We start from the raw sequence: 21,065 nt of genomic DNA, 5'->3' as shown, positions 1-21,065 counted from the left end.
TCACAGTGCGATGCCCACGCTGAAGTGCAAACGCCATTTGCCGGTGGCGTGCGCATGGGCGTAATCCAGGCGCAGGGTGCCCAGTGGGCTGCGGTAGCGCAGGCCCAGGCCGCTGGCCAGGGTGGGACGCAGCTCGGCCCAGTTCATGGCGGTATGGCCGGCGTCCACAAAGGCAGCACCCATCAGGTCCGGCAAGGTGGCCGTGAAGGCGTGCGCCAGCTCGATGCTGCCGGTCCACATGACTTTGCCGCCGGTTGGGTTGCCGTTGGCGTCCACCGGGCCCAGGTCATGCAGGCCATAGCCGCGCACCGAGTCGTCACCACCGGCGCGGTAGCGCAGGGCTTCGGGCAGGCCAACCTGAGGCTGCGCGTAAACCTGTGACCAGTTCATGCGCGCGTTGCCGAACCAGCCGCCCGGCAAGGGCTTGTAGCCGTGCAACACGAGTTCGCTGCGGCCGAAGGCGCCGCTGCTGGCGACCGAGTTATCGGCTCGGCCCAGGCCCAGCAGCAAGCTGACGGTGTAGCCGTCGCTGGGCTTGAGCGTGCTGTCCACTCGCCGCCGGGTCCATTGGATATTGGCCGAAACCGCGCCGCTGCTGACCACCCGCTGCGGGTCGGTTTCACGGGCGCGCAGCACTTCAAGAAAGTAGATGCGGTCGTCTTGCAAGGTCTCGCGCAAGCGGCCCAGGCGTGCGCGCAAATTGATGGTGACCTTCTCGCCCTCGGGCACGCGCTCGGCGAAGAGGGCGGCGAGGTCTCGTTGCATATCGGTGCGCGGATGCGAGCTCAGTTCCCAGTCCAGCCAGGGGTTTTTCTGGCTGACATTGAGCTTGATGCGCGAGCGCATATTCAGGCCCAGCGGCTTGCGGTGGGTGTAGTCCAGGCCCAGGCGCGGGCCGTTGCCGGTGCTGAAACCCAGGCTGGCGGTGAGCTGCTGGCGCGGCGCTTCGCGCACCTCCACCCACACCGGCGCCAACGTCGGCCCGCCGGCTTCGGGGCGGATGCTGACGGTGGCGTTGTCGAACAAGGTGGTCTTGATCAAGCGCTCTTGAAAATCAAGCAGCGCGCGTTCGGTATAGGGCTCGCCAACTTGATAGCCGGCTAGGCGCTCAACCACCTCGCGCGGCTGATGCTTCAAGCCCTGGATGCGCAAGTCGCCCAGGCGGTAGAGCGGGCCGCTGTCCATCACCAGGTTCAGCTCGGCGTTGTTGTGCTCGGTGTCGATGTCGGCGCTGGAGCTTTCTAGCTTGGCTTGCGGATAGCCCTGGGCGCGGGCCTGGGTCAGCAGGGCCGACTTGGCGGAGGACCAATCGCCTTGCACAAAGGCCTGGCCTTCTTTCAAACGCCAGTTCTGTTGCAGGGTTTGGCGCACGCGCTCGGCTTGGGCCTCTTTCGCTTGATTGGCGGCTTGCTCGGTGGCGGAAAGGGTGGCGGAAGTCGTAGTTGAAGGGGTGGCTGCAGTGGCTGCGCCTGCGTTGGTGGATTCGGCGGCCGGCCCGGTGCTAGACGCCGTGGTCGATTCGGCCGGAGCGGCTGGGCTGGCGGGGTTGGTGGCGGCGCTGCTCTTGTCCGGGTCATCCGGGTCGGCCGCAGGGGTGCTTGGGCTGGAGGCTTGAACAAGGCCGGCGGCCACCTCACCACGGAAGTTCAGCTTGAGCTTGCCCACCGTCGTGCGCGGGCCGGGGGTGACGCTAACCGTGACGACGATGGGGGTCTGGCTGGTGTCGCGCGTGGCCACCACCTGGGCATTGAAATAGCCTTGTGTTTCCAGCAGGGCTTGGGCTTGCTCGGGCGCGGCCTTGGTCAGGCGGGCCAGTTCCTGGCTGCCCAGGCGCTGATCTTCCGGCGCATCGCGAAAGCGTGCCAGATCCAGATGCTCGGACAGCAAATCGCGCAGCGTCGCGTCGGGTGCCAGCACCACCAGCTTGTACTCGGCCACCAGGCGGCCTTGCGCCTGCTGGCCGGGGACCAGCGCACCGAGTGCAGCTTTGGCCTCGCTGATGGGATTGCCGAATTGGCTGGTGAAGCTGGCGCAGCCGCTCAGCAATGCGACACACAGGCTCAGGCCAGCGGCGCGCCAGGGCGCCAAGCTCATTTGCTGAGCAAGCGCATGGCCGCTTCCAGCCCGACCAGAGACAGGGGGAACATGCGCTGATGCATGAGTTGCTGAATCAGGGCCACGCTCTGGCGGTACTGCCACACGCCCTGCGGTTCGGGATTGATCCATGCGTACTTCGGGAAGGCATTGGCCAGGCGTTGCAGCCATTCGGCCCCGGCTTCTTCGTTGTTGTATTCGACGCTGCCGCCGGGCTGAAGAATTTCGTAAGGGCTCATCGTCGCATCGCCGACGAAGATCAGTTTGTAGTCGCGGTTGTACTTGCGGATGATGTCCCAGGTAGAGGTCTTCTCGGCAAAGCGGCGGCGATTGTTCTTCCAGACGAAGTCGTAGACGCAGTTGTGGAAGTAGAAAAACTCGAGGTGCTTGAACTCGGTCTTGGCGGCCGAGAACAGCTCCTCCACGCGGTGGATATGCTCGTCCATGGTGCCACCCACATCCATCAACAAGAGCACTTTGACCTTGTTGTGGCGCTCCGGGATCATGCGGATGTCCAGCATGCCGGCGTTGGCCGCGGTCTTGTGGATGGTGTTATCCAGATCGAGTTCTAGCTCGGAGCCTTCGCGGGCAAAGCGGCGCAGCCGGCGCAGGGCGACCTTGATATTGCGGGTGCCCAGCTCCAGCTGGTCGTCGTAGTCTTTGTAGGCACGCTGCTCCCAGACTTTGACGGCGCTCTTGTTGCGGCTGGCGCCGCCAATGCGTATACCTTGCGGGTTGTAGCCGCTATTGCCGAAGGGGCTGGTGCCGCCGGTGCCTATCCATTTGTTGCCGCCTTCATGGCGCTCTTTTTGCTCCTCGAAGCGCTTCTTGAGCGTGTCCATCAGCTCTTGCCAGCCCATCTTCTCGATGGCGGCTTTTTGCTCTGGCGTCAGTTCCTGCTCCAGATGCTTGCGCAGCCATTCCAGGGGCACGTCTTTGCTGAAGTCGGTGAGCAGCTCCACGCCCTTGAAGTAGGCCGCGAAGGCGCGGTCGAACTTGTCGTAATGGGCTTCGTCCTTGACCAGGGTGGTGCGGGCCAGGAAATAGAAGTCCTCGGTCGAGGGCGGGCCATCGGCGCCGATCACGCCCGCCTGCAAGCCTTCGAGCAGGCTGAGAAATTCCCGCACGGAAACCGGCAGCTTGGCAGCGCGCAAGGTGTAGAAGAATTTGATCAGCATGGGGGCGGGGAGACAGGGCTGAGTCCGATTATCCACAGGGCGGCCCTGGCTCGCACTCTGGCCTCAATGGCTGGGTTTTGGCTCGGTATTGAGCTTGGCTTTTTGGCCTGGCCGGCCGCCGGGGCAAAGCCCGGCAGGCGCGCTCCGGGTTCAGCTCTTGGCTAGGTTCTTGGCTCAGCTCTTGGCCTTGCGGGCCTTGGCCGTTTTGTCACTCTTTCCAGGCTTCTCGGCCTTCGTTGCCTTTGCAGTCTTTGCGGCCTTGCTTGGCTTGGCGCCAGCAGCCGCCACCGAGTCATGGCTCTTCAGCCAGTCAAAGAATTCACCGTACCAAAGCCGGCTGTTCTGCGGCTGCAAGATCCAGTGGTTCTCGTCCGGGAACCACAGCAGGCGCGCATCCACATTGCGGGCCTTGAGGGTGTTGTAGTAGGCCAGGCCCTGCGCATCCGGCACGCGGTAGTCCTTGGCGCCGTGAATCACCAAGGTGGGCGTTTGCATGTGTTGGGCAAAGCTGTGTGGGCTTTGCGAGGCGATCTTGGCGGGATCGTTCCAATACCAAGCGCCCAATTCCTTGGCATGCCAGGCATAGGCATCGTCGGCGAACATGGCTTGCCAGTCGTAGCAGCCGGCATGGCAGACATAGGCTTGATAGCGCCCAGCCGGCACATGGCCATTCATCCAGGCCACCATATAGCCGCCATAGCTGCCGCCGGTGGCGAAGATGCGGCGCGCATCGACCCAGGGCTGTTGCAGCAGATAGTCGGTGCCGGCTTCGACGTCTTGCAATTCCAGCTCACCCCAGCGGTGGGTGATGGCGTCCTTGAAGGCGTAGCCGAAGCTCGATGAGCCGTGGTAGTTGACGCAGGCGACGATGTAGCCCTGGGCGGCAAACGCCTGATGGTTCCAGCGCCAATGCCAGGAGTCGCCGAATGCGGTGTGCGGGCCGCCGTGGATCACCTGCATCACCGGGTATTTCTTGCTGGCGTCGAAGTCCGGTGGGTAGACCAGCCACATCTGCACTGGGTCGTTTTGCGCGCCCTGGACGATCACTTCTTCGTGGCGTGAAAAGCGGAAGTCCGCCAGGCGCTTGTCATTGAACTGCTCGATGCGCTGGGTTTGGCCGTCAGCGTTGAGCACCGCGATGCGGGTGGGGTGTTGAACACTGTCGTGCGCCAGCACCAGCGTGCCGCTGGCCTGGGCGAAGGCGGTGATATTGCCGCCCTCGACGATGCGCTGAACTTTCTGGGCGGGCAGATCGAAATGCCAGAGATGGCGGCGGCCGCGCTCTTCGGCGGTGAACAGCAGGCCCAGATCGTCTTCGGCCCAGGTCAAGGGGGCGTCGACCTCATGGTCCCAGTCTTCCGACACCACGGCCCAGGCGCCATGCGTGTCCAGCACCGCCAGCTGCGACGGCATATTGTGCTTTTGGCCTTGGTGGCTGGCGACAAAGGCCAGGTGCTGGCCGGCATGGCTGTAGCGCGGCGCTTGCAGATGCCAGTCCGGCTCTTGCAGCAGTGTTCTGATCTTGCGGCTCTTGACCTCCACCTCACCCAGGGCAAAGCGGTTGTCCAAACGCTTTTCCGCCGCGGGGTCGAAGGCGAAGACGATGCGCCGGCCGTCGGGTGAGATGTCGAAGCAGTCTTCATCGGCCTCGGTCCAGCTCAGGCTGATGTCGCTGCCTTCGAACAAGTCCTGGGTCTTGCCGTTGGCCACATCAATGACGTGGAGGTGCGGCACCCGGCCTTGCGGAATATGGTGGTCCCAGAAGCGGTAGAGCGCCTCCGATGTGGCGTAGGCCGTGGTCTTGCGGGCCTTGAAGTCGGTCAGGGCCTGGGCTTGCGCCTTGGCGCTTTTCAGCGCCGGCCAGACCCAGGAGATGAAGGCGATGTGGCGCCCGTCCGGAAACCATTTGAAGGCTTCCACCCCGGTGGCGACAGAACCCAGCCGGCGTGCTTCGCCGCCATCGGGCGCAATCAGGTAGAGCTGGGCTTCCTCGTCCTTGCTGCCCTCTTGTTCGCGTCGGGCGATGAAGGCGATCTGCTCGCCGCTGGGGCTCCACTGCGGGCTGCCGTCTTTCTCACCGGCGGAGGTTAGCCGGCGCGGCTCGCCGCCCAGCGTGGACAGCAGATAAAGGTGGTTGGCACCTTTGTTCTTGTCCATGTCGTAGCTGCTGACGCTGACCACCGCCTGCGCGCCATCGGGCGACAAGCTGGGCGCGCCGACGCGCTCAAGTTGCCACAGGGCTTCGACATTGAAGGGTTGATTCTTCTTGCTCATCGTGCTGAGATCCTTGAGGTGCGCGAAGGGGCGCTGAGAGGCGCGGAAGGTCGCCGTTGTGGGGCCTTACGCGGCACTAAGGGAGGGAACGGCAGGGCGGCAGAGGGCTGAGCGGCCCGCTGCTCAGGACTTGTTTTGACGCAGGCGCCAACGTGCCAGCAGTTCCCGGCAAATCAGGCGGCCCAGGCCGCAGCCGGCCAGGATGAAGAGCAGGCCGGTAATTTCCTTCACGCCCCAGGCGCTGGAGCTGATGAAGTCAAAGCCCAGCGTCAGACCAAGCTGCCAGCCCAGCAGGGCGCCAAGTACAAATCCGATCGCATCGGCCAGGCCCTCGTGCAGGGCATTTTTCAACGGTGTATCCATGGGTTTTAGCGGTTATGGCGTTGCATGAACACCAGTTTCTCGAACAGGGTCAGGTCTTGCTCATTCTTCAGCAGGGCGCCGACCAGTGGCGGCACGGTGACCGAGGCGTCCTGGGTCAGCAGGGATTCGGTCGGAATGTCTTCCGCCACCAAGAGCTTGAGCCAGTCCAGCAGCTCCGAGGTGCTGGGCTTTTTCTTCAGCCCCGGCAGATTGCGCACATCGAAGAAGGTCTTCAGCGCGGCGGCCAGCAGCTCTTTCTTGAGTCCGGGGAAGTGCACATCGACGATGCTTTGCATGGTCGTGGCATCCGGGAACTTGATGTAGTGGAAGAAGCAGCGGCGCAAGAAGGCGTCGGGCAGTTCTTTCTCGTTATTGGAAGTGATGAAGACCAGCGGGCGATGCTTGGCCTTGATCAGCTGACGAGTTTCATAGACGTAGAACTCCATCCGGTCGATCTCGCGCAGCAAGTCGTTGGGGAATTCAATGTCGGCCTTGTCAATCTCGTCGATCAGCAGGGCCACCGGCTGATCGGCCTCAAAGGCTTGCCAGAGCACGCCCTTGACGATGTAGTTCTCGATATTGCGGACTTTCTCCGAGCCTTCGATGCCGGCCAACTGGCTGTCGCGCAGACGGCTCACCGCGTCGTACTCATAAAGCCCTTGTTGGGCCTTGGTGGTCGACTTGATGTGCCATTGCAACAGGGGCATACCCAGGGAGCGCGCCACCTCTTCTGCAAGCATAGTCTTGCCGGTGCCGGGTTCGCCCTTTACCAGCAGGGGCCGCTGCAGTTTTGCTGCGGCGTTGACAGCCAGCATTAAATCTGGGGTGGCGATGTATTGATCCGAGCCTTCAAATTTCATGTTGTATGTCAAGGATTGGGTTGTGTAATTTCAGTATAAGGCGCGCCCTATAATCGGCGCCGACCTCAGATCAAGACCACGGGACTATGAAAAAACTGTTGCAGATCTCGATTGCCATGGCCGCCATTTTGGGCGCTACTTCTTTGGTTCAAGCCCAGGTTCAGGCCGCCACTTCGGCTGCTGCGGCCGGTTCGGCCAGCGTCCAGTCCAAGGTTGCCATGTGCATCGGCTGCCACGGTATTGCAGGCTACCAGTCCTCGTTCCCAGAAATCCACAAAGTGCCGATGATCGCCGGGCAAAACGCCAAATACATCGGCGCGGCCTTGACGGCTTATGCCAAGGGTGAGCGCAAGCACCCCACGATGCGCGGCATTGCCCAGACGCTGAGCGATCAAGACATCGCCGACATTTCGAGCTATTACGAAAAGCAAGCCGCCCAGGCCGGTGCGACGGCAGTGGCCGAAACGGTGGCCCAGCCTTCGGCCCAGGTGGCTGAGTTGCTGACCAAGGGCGCTTGCGCCTCCTGCCACGGCGCCAATTACAGCAAGCCCATCGACGGCAGCTACCCGAAGCTGGCCGGTCAGCATCCTGACTATCTGTATGCGGCGCTGAAGTCCTATCAGACCGAAGGTAATCCGGTGGTGGGCCGCGGCAACGCCATCATGGCCGGTCAGGTCAAGCAGTTCAGCCACACCGAGTTGCAGGCCATGGCCAAGTACCTGGCTTCGCTGCCGTCCGAGTTGCGCACCGTGCCGCAAAGCAAGTTCCGCTGAAACTGAACTGCCTTGCTTTTGAGCAAGGCCGGATGCAAAAGGCCGCCGTATGGCGGCCTTTTTTCGTCTATTTTTCACGAGTTCAGTTTAGGGGGTGGGTCATACTTCAAAGTGTGACAATTTCATTTTCGACTGCACGAGCAACAAAGCCCCGAATGCTCAAGAAGATTCCTACACAGCAGGTTCAGTTGGGCATGTTCCTCCAGTCGATGGAGGGATCATGGTTATCCCACCCGTTCTGGAAAACCAAGTTCGTCATCAAGGACCAGGCTGATCTGGAGGCCTTGTTGACCAGCGGCGTGCCCGCCGTTTGGATCGATGTCAGCAAAGGCGACGATGTGCGCCCGACCTCGAACGAGCAGGTCAATGAAGAGGCCAGCGTCACCGCTGCCTTGATCGAGGCTGCGCCAGTGGCGCCGCCTGCCGCAGCCCCCGCCGTGCCGCGCTCAGCACCGGTTGCTGCGCCGTCGCCACCACCGCCTCCTGCGCCAGCCAGCCAGCAAAAGGTGAATTTGGGGACCGAAATGGCGCAAGCCAGCAAGGTCATCAACCGCAGCAAGCAAGCGGTGATCAATTTGTTCGGCGAGGCCCGCATGGGCCGCGCCATGGATGTCGAGCAATGCCTGCCGATCGTGGAAGAGGTGGCTGACTCGGTGTCGCGCAATCCATCGGCCTTGATCAGCCTCGCACGGCTCAAGACCAAGGACGACTACACCTATATGCACTCGGTGGCGGTTTGCGCCCTGATGGTGTCGCTGGCCAAACAGCTCGGCATGGATGAGGCGCAGTCGCGCGAGGCCGGCCTGGCGGGTCTGCTGCACGATGTGGGCAAGATGATGATGCCCCTGGATGTGCTGAACAAGCCCGGCCAGCTCACCGATGCCGAGTTCAACGTCATCCGCTCGCACCCGTTGCGTGGCTATCAGATGCTCAAGGAAGGTGGCGCGGTGCCGGCGTCAGCCCTCGACGTCTGCTTGCATCATCACGAGAAGATGGACGGCACGGGCTACCCGCAAAAGCTCAAGGGTGAGGAAATCAGCGTGCTGGCCCGCATGGGCGCGGTTTGCGATGTTTACGATGCCATCACTTCCACCCGGCCATACAAGAGCGCTTGGGACCCGGCTGGCTCGATTCAGCGCATGGCGCAGTGGACGGGGCAGTTCGACCTGGTCATTTTCAAAGCCTTCGTCAAATGCGTGGGTATCTACCCGGTCGGCAGCCTGGTGAAACTGGAATCCGGCCGCTTGGCCGTGGTGGTGGACTTGAACCCGCTGAGCCTGGCTGCGCCTGTGGTGCGGGTGTTTTATTCGACCCGCTCCAAGCTGCCGGTGCCGGTGCAGTTGCTGGATCTTGCCAGCCCGACCGCCGGCGATCGCGTGGTGGGTCGCGAGTCGCCGCTGGATTGGGGTTTTACTCATCTGGACGATATCTGGCGCGCACCGCTTTAGTGCCTCGTTAGCGCTTTGATTCCTTGCCCAGGCCTGCAAGTGGCCAGGGCAGGGGCAGCTGCTAGGGTTGCCCCGGGCTGCTGCGCAGCAAGCCCTGCCTAAACTCCCCTCACGAACTTGGCTGAGGGAGGCCGCTTGATGAAGAGAATCACGTTGATAGCTTTGGCGCTGGCGACATGCTGCACGCCTATGTTGCTGCAGGCGCAAACCTTGCGCTGGGCCAGCCAGGGCGACCCGCAAACCATGGACCCGCACTCGCAGAACGAGAGCATGACCAATATGGTCAATGGTCAGGTCTATGAGCGCCTGACCCGGCGCGACCGCAGCCTGAATCTGGTGCCAGGTCTTGCCACCGAGTGGAGCCAGGTCTCGCCGCTCGTGTGGCGCTTCAAGCTGCGGCCGGGCGTCAAGTTCCACGATGGCCGAGCGCTGACGGCCGATGATGTGGTCTATTCCATCCAGCGCGCAAAGGAAAGCAGCTCGCAACTCGCTGTCTACGCCAATGCGGTCGGCGTGGCCAAAAAGATCGACGAGCTGACGGTGGAATTCCAGCTCACCAAGTTCAATCCGATCTTTTTGCAGCATATCGACTTGCTGTGGATCATGAGCAAGCCGTGGTCGGAGGCGAACCGCGTCACCAAGCCACTGGACTTCAAAAACAAGGAAGAGAGCTTCACCAGCATGAATGCCAACGGCACCGGCCCCTACCAGTTGGTGACGCGCCAACCGGGCATCAAGACCGTCTACAAACGCAACCCCAGTTGGTGGGGCAAGTTCGAGGGCAATGTGCAAGAGGTGGTGTTCAGCCCCATCGCCAATGACGCGACGCGTCTTGCGGCGCTGGTGTCGGGCGAGATCGACTTCGTGCTGGACCCCGCACCGCGCGACGTGCCGCGCCTGCGCAGCACCAGTGGCGTCAAGGTGGTGGATGGGCCGGAGAATCGGCTGGTCTTCATCGGCATGGATCAGGCCCGCGACAAGCTGCTCTACGGCAAGGCCGGCGGAGACAAGAATCCCTTCAAAGACATCCGCGTGCGCCGGGCCATGTATCAGGCCATCGATGTGGAAACGCTCAAGACCAAGCTGATGAATGGCCTCAGCGTCACCACCGGCAGCTTGACGCCCTCGGCCAGCGCCTCCTTCAATGACGCGCAAATCGAGGCCCGCACGCCCTTCGACATTGCCGCAGCTCGCAAGCTGATGGCCGAGGCCGGCTATGCCGATGGCTTCGAGGTCACGCTGGACTGCCCCAATAACCGCTACATCAATGACGAGTCCATCTGCAAGGCCTTGGCTGCGATGTGGGCGCAGCTCAAGATCAAGATCAACGTCAATGCCATGCCGCGGGTCACTTACTTCCCCAAGCTGGAAAAGCTCGACACCAGCTTGTATCTCTACGGCTGGGGCGGGCCAATCACCGATGCCGAGTCCATCCTGACCCCGGTGTTCCGCAAGCGCGGCGAGCAAGGCGTGGGCGCCTACAACTACGGCGATGTGCGCAATGACAAATTCGACGCCCTGGCCGCGCAGTCCAGTGTTGAGGCCGATCCGGCCAAGCGCGAGCAGCTGATCAAGGCCGCCATCACCGAATTCAAGCAGCAGTTCCATGTCTTGCCCCTGCATCGCCAGGTGATTCCCTGGGCCATGCGCAATGGCGTCGAGGTGGTGCACCGGCCCGACAACTGGCTGGAGCTGAGCTGGGTCAAGCTCGGTAAATGAGGCCGCAAACTGGGCGTTAGGCCCCAAATCGGCTGGCATCTCCGCTGACCTCGGCCGGGGTCGCGGTGGCAAGATCATGCGATAGAAAAGCCTTGGGGCTTGAGCACCCCGAATGATCAATATGCCCAGCCTGTTCTTGCCATCTCGCCCCTTCGCCCCGCGTCAGCTGGGCCTGGGCCTGCTTCTCGTTTGCGCAGTCTTGGTCGGCTGTGGTGGCGGCAAGGGCGGTGACAGCAGCTCGGGGGGCGGCGGCGTCACTGAGTTCGCCAGCGGTCCGACACTCAGCGGCATCGCCGCGGTGGGGGCGCCGCTGATGAATGCGCGTGTCGCCGTGGTGGACGGCAGCGGCGCCAGCCTGGGCAGCACCACCACCCGCGCGCCTGACGGCTCCTATAGCCTGACTTTGAGCAGCAAGAGCCTGACTGCGCCCTTGCTGGTGCAGGTCAGTGGCCTGGATACCGCCGGCAACCCGCAAGTGCTGCATTCGGCGGTGCCGATTTTGGCCGCCAATGCGTCGGCCATGGTGGCCCATGTGTCGCCGCTGAGCAATGCGGTGGTGGCGCTGGCGCTGGGCGCCGACCCGCAGCCGGTGTTTGCCGCGGCCAAATCCAATGGCCCAGCGCTTGCCGCGGCCGCCACGGCCGCCAGCGCGGCCGGCGAGTTCGTCAAAACCTTGGTCAAAACCCAGCTGACTGACCTGAAGTTCAGCAACCCAACAGCCCTTAGCCTGCTGGCCGATCCGGCCTTCGCCGCCAATAAGGGCGCGCATGATTTGCTGATCGAAAGCCTGCGCGTCAGCTTGGTCAAGAACAGCAAGGGTGTGATGCAGCTGCAGCTGAGCAATAAGCTGCAGCCCAGTCAAGCAGCAGAAGTGGTGGTGGATTTGCCCATGGCGCAGACCGAGCTGCTCAAGACCAGCAGCCCGACGCCCACCAGCGCCATCACCAGCACGCTCAAAGCCACCACCAGCCCGACGGCGACCTTGGCCAATCTGGCCGCACTGGACGATCTCAGCGCCGCGCTGAACAAGCTGATCGCCCAAGGGGCAAGTGCCGCCACCATTGGTTCGCACGCCTTGTTGGCGGGCTATGACACGCACAACGGCCGGCTCAAGGCCGCGCTCGCCACCAAGCTGGCCGACTACGTTGCCAAGAATCGCCAGTTCGGCCGCTGGCAGATCACCGGCTGTGCCGATGACACGGTGACCGGCGGCCTGTGCAAACGCGTGCTGGTGGCAGCACCCATCAGCGATGTCTCCGGCACCGTGGTCGATACCTTCAGCGATGCGGTCAGTTATTCCAAGACCTCCACCACCGGTTCGGTGTGGAACTTGATTGGCAATGGCAAGAAGCTGGCGCTGGCGGTCTACCCGCTGGCCTTCCGGGCGCTGGCGGCCGATGGCACGAACAGTACGGCCATCACGCCGAACCCGGTGGCCGGCCTGCAAATCAGCATTCAGACGCTGCTTGAAGGGTCTGACGCGCCGCTGCTGACCCAGGCCACGGTGCAGACGCCGGGCGGCTTCAGCATTCCTTTTGCCAATTGCGGGCAGGCTCAGCTGTGCATTTCCAGCACCGCCGGCGCCACCAGTCTGGTGCCGACCGGTGGCTTGGCTGACACGGCCTTGCTGCGATCTTCTGTGGGCTGGATTGGCGCCGACGACCTCGTGCTCAATGCCAAATACCTGGTGACTTACAGCCTCAGCGGTACGGCGGAATCGCGTACGGTCTATTTGCCAGCCGATGTGCCGGCGGAGCTACCTGCAGCGCGCTTCCCGACGCTGGACGGCATCAGCAGCAGCGCGCCACTGCGTAGCAGCCAGCTGCCGGCGGGCTTGACGATCAATTGGTCTGCCTGGGCGGCGGCCAACCCTGATTTGCGCTTGATCAGTGTGCGCACGGTGCTCAATGTGCCGGCCGATCCGACGCAGGCGCCGCTGATCAATGACACGACGCCACCACTGCCGCCAAGTACCACGCTGGCCCTCGCCGGCATCAGCGTGCCGGACGCGTTTGTTGCCAGCAATTACGAGCTGTGGCTGGGCGCGCAAGACGTCGCCGGCCGCCGCTACTACACGCGCTACACGCTGGCGCCGTAATCGCTTCGGCCCTCGATCAGCACCAGATCAAGTCGCGGCCCCAGCATTCTTGCTGGGGCCGCTGCTCATTCACTTGGCCGGGGCTTCGCAACGGGTGCGCTTGCCCTCGGTGGTGCAGGTGCGCAGCAGCTGGCGTTGTGGGTCGAACATGCGGGCGGTCCAGTTGCTGGTGCCGGCGATGCGGTCAAACACCACGAAGCCGAACTCCTCGCTGTGCGCGTTCTTGCTGCCCGCATCGACGACCGGGCTGCTGCTGAAGGCGTCGGGTTGCGCCATGGCCCCATTGGGCAGTTGGAAAGCCCAGGGCGCGTCGTGCCAAGGCCAACGGCGGTCTTGCGCTGCGATGTCATTGGCCTGCGCTTCAGGGGCTGCAGCCTGGTAGGGCTTGTCGCCCCGAGCGCCGAAATGGAAGCCTTCCAGGGCTTGGCCGGAATTGCCGATCAGGTATTGCGTGGGTAGCCCAGTCTGTGCCGGGTGGCTGATCATCATCCAGCCGTGGATATGGCCGGAGTGCACCATCTGCAGATTGGCTGGCAATTCGCCATTGCCCGCGCCAAAGCTCTCGACGCCGGGCTGCAAAGCCTTCTGAAATTGCCAGGTGCTGCTGGTGACTTTGGGGCCGCCCGAGTAAAAGGCGAACAGCGGCTTGTGCGTGACCAGCCAGGATACGGCCGCACTGCGCGTGTTGCTGTCGTGCGCCACCGCCGTGAGTTGACGGGCGGTGCGCAAATGGTCGCCATTGGTCCAGCCCTGATTGCGGCCGCGCCCCGGGGCATCAGCCAGGCCGCCCACGTCCATCAAAATCAGCTGCAAATCACCCAGGCGCACCAGCAGCGGGTCGGTGGCATTGCTGCAGATGGCGGGGTCGTAGTCCGGGCTGTATTTCGGTTCTTGCGATGGGAAGCGGCGATAGTCGAGAAAGCGATACCAACCCGCGCCGGCGCGGTCACATAACTCGTGATTGCCACGGGTGATGGCCCAGGGCGCGGCGCCTAGCAGCGCGCCGGCGGGGCGGAAGAAGTCTGCTTCCCAGGATTTCCAGCCGTAGGTGATGGTGTCCATATAGGCGGCGACGCGGGCCTCGTTGGGCTGGGGCTGGCCGGGCTCGGTGCCTTTGGGCAAGCCTTCGCGGTAATGGATGTCGCCGTTGTGGATGATCAGGTCCGGGTTGAAGCTGGCGGCGGCGCGGGCTATTCTGCGCCAGGGCCAATCGGATTCATCGCTGCAGTCTTGCAGCGGCGCGCCCGGCTTGCCGCTGCCGAAGGCATGAGGCCCCTGCACCCGGCAGCCGGTGTCGCCCACCACCACCACGCGATTGACTTGCGCTTGCGGCGGGCGCAGCGCCAGGCGCTGACCGCCCACGCCCACCACTTGCGCCGCAGGCGGCAGCGTGGCCTCGCAGGTCAGCAGTTCGAAATCGGCGCCTATGGTCTGGCGCTTGTCGCCGGTCTGGGCTGCGGCATTGCTGGCGACGCCGCGCACGGCGGGGGCGCGCACCTGCATGGGCTGCGGCCGGCCGTCCACCAGCAACTGTGGGCACTGCGCTGCGGCGGTGATGACGCGGGCGACTTGTTGGCCGCGGCCCAGGCTGGGGTCGCTCATCGCATAACGTGCGGCCAGATCGGTGGCTGTGGCATTGGCCGCCTTGAGCTCGGGGCCGGAGAAAGGCACTTCGTGCTCGAGCGAGCCGCGCTGCTGGCCTTGCGCGCCCGGCGTTGCGGCAGTCACCGCCGTGATGTGGGAGGTGGAGAAGGGCGCTTGGGCCATGTCGGCAAACTGGGTCCAAGCGTAGAAGCGGCCGGGTGTATCGAGCAGCGGCAAGGCCAGCGCCATGGCCTCCGGCTGGCTGCTGGCCTGGGCGGAAGTGATCAGGGCTTGGGTGTCGCGCTCAAAGCGGGCCAGCAGATCCTGGGCGATGGGGTCCAGTCGCGAGGGTTGCTGCTGCAATTCCTCAACGCTCAGGCCGCTGCGGGCGGCGATGCGGCGCAAGCCCTCGGCGCGGCTCAGGCCGGCGGCTTCTTGCGCGCCCAAAAGCTTGTTCATGGCTGGCGGCAAAGCCTGGGCTTGCTGCGCCTGCTGCTGAGGACCGCTGGCGCAGGCGGCCAGCAACAGCGCCGCGCTGACGGCCAAACTCAGCGGCAGCCGGCGATGCTGCAAAGTGGGGGCGGGCAGAGGACGGTGTCGGTTCATTGGGGCGGGCAAAAAGGCAGACAAGGAGACGAAAGCAAAGGCGGGCAGGCGGAGGTGGGCGCTGGCACGGCGCCATTGTCCACCCGCCCATTTTGTGCGCCTGATGTGACGCCAGTCCGTTCAGCTGCGACTGCCCGCCGCCAGCGCCTTGATGCCTTCCAGCAATTGCTTGGCCGCCTTTTGCTCGGCGCTTCGCAAGGCCGCGCTGGCATGGCTGACGCTTTGGTAGGGCTCCAGGGTGAAGCGGGCCTGCTTGTATACCGTGTCCCACATGGCGGGCGCGGGCACGCGGACTTTGAGCCCTTGCAAGCTTTGCAGCACGGCCGTTGCCGCGCCGGCCAAGCTGGATTGGCTGAGTGCTTGCAATATGTCCAGCTCGGTCTGGCCCACCACCGACCAGAAGTCCGGCTTGCGTGCATTGGTCTCGGTCAACGAGTCACGCGCCGCTTTGAAGGCCTCGGCGCTCAACTCGGGCGTCGACTCGGCACCTTCGGCGTCAGTGATAGGTCGGCCCGCCAAGAAGGCCAGGCGCAGCTCGATGGCCATGGCGTTCATGCGCGGGTAGAACAACTCCCCGGCCTGCGCTTGCAAGCAGCGCTGCGCGGCCTGGCTGTAGTGCTGGGCGGCTTTGCTCAAAGCCTCGGTGACGGCGGGGGGAGCTGCTTTGCCCGCAGACTGGGCCTGTTTCGATTCCAGCACCATGGCCAGATGCTTCCAGGCCGAGCCCATCAGGTTTTCGCGCTCTACCGTGGGCTGCACTGCCAGCACGCGCTCCAGCAGGCTGATGCCGCTGCGGATGAGGGCTAGGTCGGCCTGCAGCTCGCCTTCGCGCACCAGCAGATTGCCGTATTGCTCGCTCGCTTTCAGCGAGGCGCTGCCGTCCTCGGCTTCCACGGCGATGCGGTACCACTCCAGCGCGGCCTTGCGTTCACCCGCGCTGTTGTAGGCCACGGCAAAGGCTTCCGCCACCGCGCCCATGCTGCCCCACAGCGGCTTGAACTCGGCCTCCAGATAGCGCAGCTTGTCGAGTGCGCCCTGGCGCTTTTGGGGCGAGCTCTTGCCGTACTGGGCGCGCACGGCAATGTTCTCCAGCGTCAGCGTCAGCGACACGGGCGAGGCCACGCCTGCCAGCTCTTCCGCCAGCGGTGTGCTGGGGCGCTGGGCATCGGCGCCTTCGCGGCGCCAGGTCCATTCGGGGTCGCCATAGCATTGGTAGGCGGCCCAGGTATTGCCTTGGCGGTTGGCGCTCCAGGCGGCCTCGCGGGCGCGGCCCACGGCTTCGATGAAGCGGGCGCCGGTCAGCAAGCTGGCGTAGAAGGTGGTGGCAAAGACCTTGGCTGCTTCGTCCTCAACGGCCCAACCGGCGGCCACCACGCAGCGCACGCCGACCTTGATCAAGGCTTCGGCCGTGTTGGCGGCAAAGCTGGCGCGGTCGTAACGGCTGTTGCCATTGCTTGGTTCGGTTTGCAGCACGGCGCTCGCGTCGCGCCCGGCCAGGTGGCAGCAGTTCAGGAAGACCAGCTCCGGCACCACCCGCATGGACTTGACCTCGGCGGCGCTGAGGTAAGTGTTCTGGCCCGACAGCACCAGCCCGCCGTTCGGGCCCGGCACGCCGTGGCCGGCGATGTGGACGGCGCGGTAATTGCGCTCGAACAAGGCGTTGATGATGGTCTGTGCATCGTTCTGTTCGGCCAGCAGTTTGACGCGCTCGACGCCGTCTTGGCCGGCGCCAGGCCCAGTTGCGCGGCTCAGCTGCTCGGCCACGGCCAGGGCTTCCTGGCGTGCGCCTTCCAGGCGCGGGTAGAGGGTGGGGTCGCAGAGCGGCTCGCCGATCACCAGCACATGGTCGTCCGCGCTGGCATCGCGCGGCTCGGCACGGTAGTCGTCCAGCTGCAGCTTGCGGATCAGCTTGGTGCGAATCGCCCAGGGGCGCTTGTCTTCGCCGCTGTCCAGCGGGTTGGTGTTGAGCAATTCCCAAGGGATGCCGGCGGTGGCCGGCTCCAGCTCAATCACGAGCTCGCTGCTGCCGCCCAGGAAGGGCTCCATCTCGACGGGGATCAGCAGATTGAACAGGGTGCGGCCGATTTGCGTGTCGGTATTGGCATCGTTGGAGGCGCGGGCCACGAATTCGCGCAGCAGGGCGCCCTGGGCATGCTGCTCCCGCAGCTCGCTGCGTGCGCGCTTGGTGTTGAGCTTGTAGGCGATGGCGGGTTGATCCGGCTTGTGGCCCGGCACGGACAGGGCACTGATGAAGTCGTAATTGCTGCCGCGGTAATTCGAGTCCAGCATGCGCCGCATCGCACCCGGCCCTGAGCTGACCTTGCCGACCAGCTTGTAGCTGCCTGGGCTGGCGGCTTCAAGCTGCTGCAGGGCGCGCCAGGCATCGCCAGCGCGGTCGAGGTAAAGCTCGGTCAGGGTCAGGCGGCTGAGTTGCGGCCAGCCTGTGCCTTGCAACTTCTGCTTGGCGGCCCAAGCGCCTTGGGCAATGGCTTGGGCGGCCGCGCCGGTGGTGATGCCGGTGCCGCCGCTGCCGATCAAGGTGGCGGCCAGCTCGAACTCCAGTGGCGCCGGGGTCTCGCTGCCGGCGGTGCCAGTCGCTTGCTCGGACAGGCGCTGGGCATAGGCCATCACGGCCTGGCGCACGGTGAAGATCAGCTCGCTGGTGCGCAGCTTGCCTTCTTCGCCTAGGCCCACCACGATGGCGGCTTGCGGCCTGGCCATCTGGAAAGGGTTGTCGGGGTGCGGGCGCTGGTTGCCAAAGATTTGATGCGAGCCCACCGCGTCGGGATATAGGCCCGCCGCCAGCGCGCGGCTCATGCCTTGATTGACCAAGGCGTCAATCACTTCCTCGGCCCCGGTCAGGGTCATGGAGCGGTAGTGGCCCACCAACAGCGGCTGCTGCACAAAGCGCAGGTCGGCATTCAGCACCGTCATCTGCAGTGCCCGCGAGCCCTGGTCCGCCGCCACGCGCTTGGCGCTGTGGCGGGCCAGGCCCATCACATCGCCGGCATCCGAAGGCGGCAGCGAGGCCTGCAAGCCGCGCGAGGGCCGGCTGCGTTGCAGCTGCGGGCTGGCTGCCGGCGCAGCGGCGCCGCCGGCCGTGCTGGTTGTTGCTGCGGCGCGCGAAGCCCGCGCCTCCAGGGTTTCCAGCGAGCGGGTGTCGCCGGTCTGCAGCAGTTCGACGTAAGCGGCAAAGGCCTCGGCCACATCGGGCAATTTGCCATGCTCGGCGTCCAGCTTCCAAGTCCGCAGACCCAGCTGGGTGGCGCTGGCCAGGGTGACGCGGCCATCGCCGTCGTCGGGCGTGTCCAGATACTCCAGGCCGTCGTTCGGGTCTAGCCGGATGCCGGCCGGGGTGAAGCTGGCATGGCCCACCACCAGCAGCATCTTTTGCTTGTCCAGGCCGAGCTGGCCGATCTGGGCGTCGAGCCGGCGGCGCAGGGCCACGGCCTGGTCCAGCACCTTTTGCGGCGGCGCGCCCCAGGTGTAGATGCTGATCTGTGAATCCAGCTGATGCCAGAAGCTGCGCTCACGCAGGATGGCGATGTCTTGGTCGGCCAGCTTTTGCCAGGTCTCGGCCCGGTCCAGGCCCAGCTGCGGGTCCAGCAAACCGTCTTGCAGCTGCATAAAGCCGGGCATGCCGGCCATCATCTTGCGTGCGCCGCCCTTGTCGAACAGGGCACCAAAGGCCACCAGGGCATTGCCGAAGGTGTCGTCGCCCGACAGGGTTTGCATCGGCGCCCAGGAGCCGCCGTTGGGTGTGCCCAGCATCAGCAGGCGGGCGTCCGGGTGGGCCATCATGCGTCGCCAGGTGGCGGGGGCCTCCAACTGCATGGTGCGCGCCACCAGGCCACCCATGGAGTGGGCAATGATGCGCACCGGCTGGCCGCTGTTGCGGCGGGCGGCGATTGCCGCGTCCACCGCCTGGCCCAAGCGCCGCGCCTCGTCCTCAATCGGGCGGCGCCAATCGAAGGCGAAGGGGATCACCTCATGCGTGTCGGCCAGACGCTCGATCAGCGCGTCGTAGCAGCTGCCGATCGGGCCGTCGGGCGCGAACTCATTGACGGTCTTTTCATCCCAGGCCAGCTTCATCAAGCCGTTGACGAAGCGAAAGCCCAGCCAGATGCGGCTGCCATTGCGCTTGATATTGCTGCCCAAAATGCCTGGTAGCACAAACACGGCCGGCCGTTTGGCGGCTTGCTCGGCGCGCTGGGCTTGTTCGGCGGGGCTAGGCTCGGCGGTGTCATTGCTGAACCAGCCGCGTGAGCGCGCCACTGCCAAGGCGGCGCGCGTGCCGCTGGCGTCCTTGCCTTGCCAAGAGAGTGGGCCGATGGGGCTGAACTCGGCCGGCGCTGCCTCAGTCAGCGCGCTGCTGATGGCGGCCACCGTGCGCTCATTGCTGAAGTAGTTGAAGTGGTTGGTCTTGCCGCCGCGGTCGAGGATGAAGCTGGCCGCGCCGGCGCCACTGCGCGGGCTGCCGCCGTACATCGAGCGGGTCTGCACCACCAAATCGTTATCGGTCCAGTAGAAAGCGTCAGACAGCAAGGTCTTGAGCCAGGAGCCGATGGAGTCGCCTTCCAAATCGCCCGCCACCACGCGCAACTCGCCCGGCAGCTGCGCCTCGCTGCGGTTCAGCCATTCGACCACCGGGCTCTCCGGCATCATGGCCTCCAGGCCGGGCAGCTCTGCAGGGTCGGCGCGCCGCCTGGCCACCTCGTGCACAAAGTCCACCAGTTCCGGCGCCACCGGCACGCCGGCCAATTGCAAGCCCCACTGCAGCACGGAGAGGTAGGCGTCCAGGCGCTTGGAGGCCAGCGTGGTGCCGCGCGCCGGGCAAGCCACACGCACCACTCGCTCCAGTTTCAAGCCCTTGGCCTGCGCGGCCTTGACCAGGGCTTGCAAATCGCGGCGGTGCGTCTCGTACTCCGCCCCGGCGAACAGGGCCAGCTCTTCCTCGCTGAGCGCGCCGCCGCCGCAGGCGCGGGCCAGCACCTCAGCCACCAGGCCGCCGCGTGAATGGGTCAGCAGATGCAGGCGGGCACCGGCGGGCAGGGCGTTGACGAGGGTCAGCGCATTGGCGATGGGGCTAAAGCCCATGGTCGGGTGGTCCAGCGCATAGACCCGGTTGGCGTAATGCGCGAACAGGCTGCGCACCTTGTCGGGGTGCTGCACGAAGAGCTTGCCGAAGGTGCTGACCGTGTCCACAAACGTGCCGTGCACCAAGATCAGCAAGGGGCCGGCGTCAGCCGCGGCGGGTACTTGCTGCAGCGGCGTTTCATGCTTGAGCGGGCTGCGCAGCGAGGCGGGGCTCAGCGCGTAGACGCCGGCATTGACCTGGCCGTCCACCTTGCGGGTGATGGCGGCGGTGGCCAAGCTAACGGCCGGATCTTTCAGCAAGCCGCTCACCACCTCGAAGGCACTCAGCACCGCTGAGCCCATCCAGCCGCGGGTGGCGCCACGTGTGGCTTTGTCTTCCAGGCCGGGCCAGGCCAGCTTGGCCGTCACCAAGACCTCGTCCTCGTCATGCGCGGCCAGGGCGCTGCGGGTGGTGCCGCTGCTCTGCGCATGCATCAGGTCGCGGGCGGCCTGCGGGTGCAGCACCAGGGTTGGGCCGTTGGCCAGAGTCAGCAGCACCACGTCTTCGCCGGGGCGGGCGCTGACGCGTTGGGCCGAGCCGCCGGCACGCTGGCTGCTGAGCTGCACCTTGGCCTTGCTGATGCCGCGCTGCAGTCCCCCCGCCTGGCTGGCGCCTGCGCCTGAGCGGCTGGCCACCATCTGGCCTGGGATGAGGAAGGTGATGTCCTGTGACTTGCTGGCCATGGCATGCGCTCCGGGTCGATCGTGGCAAACGGTCAGATAAACGGGCAGATGCTAACGGCAATGGCCGGGCTGCGGCAGCATGTGGACGCTGGCGCGGGCCTGTTGTCCCTAGCTTGGTGGAGCTGCGGGGCGCATCTTTTGAAGTGGTGGCGATTGCGGCTGAGGCCACGGCCGGCGCCGGCTTCGAAAGCACGCGGGCTTTGACCCAACGCAAACCGCCGCCGCACCCGCCTTTGCGCTGCCTCAAA

Annotated in this window: 11 protein-coding genes; 4 read left to right on the top strand and 7 right to left on the bottom strand. The window is 64.8% G+C overall.

What is annotated here, in order from left to right; genetic code table 11:
- The 5 genes from AABB87_RS19595 to AABB87_RS19575 form a co-directional block, all read right to left on the bottom strand.
- Positions 1 to 2,094, bottom strand: a complete 2,094-nt coding sequence (locus AABB87_RS19595) for a BamA/TamA family outer membrane protein (protein ID WP_341972975.1) — start codon at positions 2,092 to 2,094, stop codon at positions 1 to 3.
- Positions 2,091 to 3,272, bottom strand: coding sequence for a vWA domain-containing protein (locus AABB87_RS19590; RefSeq protein WP_341972974.1), 1,182 nt, complete (start codon positions 3,270 to 3,272; stop codon positions 2,091 to 2,093). The genes AABB87_RS19595 and AABB87_RS19590 overlap by 4 nt, the downstream gene beginning before the upstream one ends.
- Positions 3,273 to 3,446: 174 nt before the next feature.
- On the bottom strand, positions 3,447 to 5,546 hold the full coding sequence (locus AABB87_RS19585; RefSeq protein ID WP_341972973.1) for a S9 family peptidase: 2,100 nt from the start codon (positions 5,544 to 5,546) through the stop codon (positions 3,447 to 3,449).
- Positions 5,547 to 5,669: 123 nt separating this feature from the next.
- A complete protein-coding gene (locus AABB87_RS19580; RefSeq protein ID WP_341972972.1) occupies positions 5,670 to 5,909 on the bottom strand; it encodes a hypothetical protein in 240 nt (79 codons plus the stop codon).
- A 5-nt stretch (positions 5,910 to 5,914) separates the two neighbouring features.
- On the bottom strand, positions 5,915 to 6,769 hold the full coding sequence (locus tag AABB87_RS19575) for an AAA family ATPase (RefSeq protein ID WP_341972971.1): 855 nt from the start codon (positions 6,767 to 6,769) through the stop codon (positions 5,915 to 5,917).
- An 86-nt stretch (positions 6,770 to 6,855) separates the two neighbouring features.
- Between AABB87_RS19575 and AABB87_RS19570 the strand changes: the two genes are divergently transcribed.
- From AABB87_RS19570 to AABB87_RS19555, 4 genes are all read left to right on the top strand, one after another.
- Positions 6,856 to 7,542 carry a c-type cytochrome gene (locus AABB87_RS19570; protein ID WP_341972970.1) on the top strand — a complete coding sequence of 229 codons (687 nt, stop codon included), beginning with the start codon at positions 6,856 to 6,858 and terminating at the stop codon, positions 7,540 to 7,542.
- A gap of 155 nt (positions 7,543 to 7,697) precedes the next feature.
- Positions 7,698 to 8,990 (top strand): HD-GYP domain-containing protein, encoded by a 1,293-nt coding sequence (locus tag AABB87_RS19565; protein WP_341972969.1) that lies wholly within the window; start codon positions 7,698 to 7,700, stop codon positions 8,988 to 8,990.
- A gap of 138 nt (positions 8,991 to 9,128) precedes the next feature.
- Positions 9,129 to 10,709 (top strand): ABC transporter substrate-binding protein, encoded by a 1,581-nt coding sequence (locus AABB87_RS19560; RefSeq protein ID WP_341972968.1) that lies wholly within the window; start codon positions 9,129 to 9,131, stop codon positions 10,707 to 10,709.
- Positions 10,710 to 10,821: 112 nt separating this feature from the next.
- Entirely contained in the window at positions 10,822 to 12,807 is a 1,986-nt protein-coding gene (locus AABB87_RS19555; protein ID WP_341972967.1) for a hypothetical protein, read from the top strand.
- A 69-nt stretch (positions 12,808 to 12,876) separates the two neighbouring features.
- Here AABB87_RS19555 and AABB87_RS19550 read toward each other — a convergent pair whose 3' ends face one another.
- Both AABB87_RS19550 and AABB87_RS19545 read right to left on the bottom strand, forming a co-directional pair.
- Positions 12,877 to 14,997 carry a metallophosphoesterase gene (locus AABB87_RS19550; RefSeq protein ID WP_341972966.1) on the bottom strand — a complete coding sequence of 707 codons (2,121 nt, stop codon included), beginning with the start codon at positions 14,995 to 14,997 and terminating at the stop codon, positions 12,877 to 12,879.
- Between the two features lie 120 nt (positions 14,998 to 15,117).
- Entirely contained in the window at positions 15,118 to 20,817 is a 5,700-nt protein-coding gene (locus AABB87_RS19545; RefSeq protein WP_341972965.1) for a CHAT domain-containing protein, read from the bottom strand.
- Positions 20,818 to 21,065 lie beyond the last annotated feature (248 nt).

Origin of the sequence: Roseateles sp. PN1 (assembly GCF_038419725.1) — a bacterium.
Classification (GTDB): domain Bacteria; phylum Pseudomonadota; class Gammaproteobacteria; order Burkholderiales; family Burkholderiaceae_C; genus Paucibacter_A.
The sequence above is the reverse complement of the archived record's forward strand: the minus strand, read 5'-3'. Positions and strand labels throughout refer to the sequence as shown.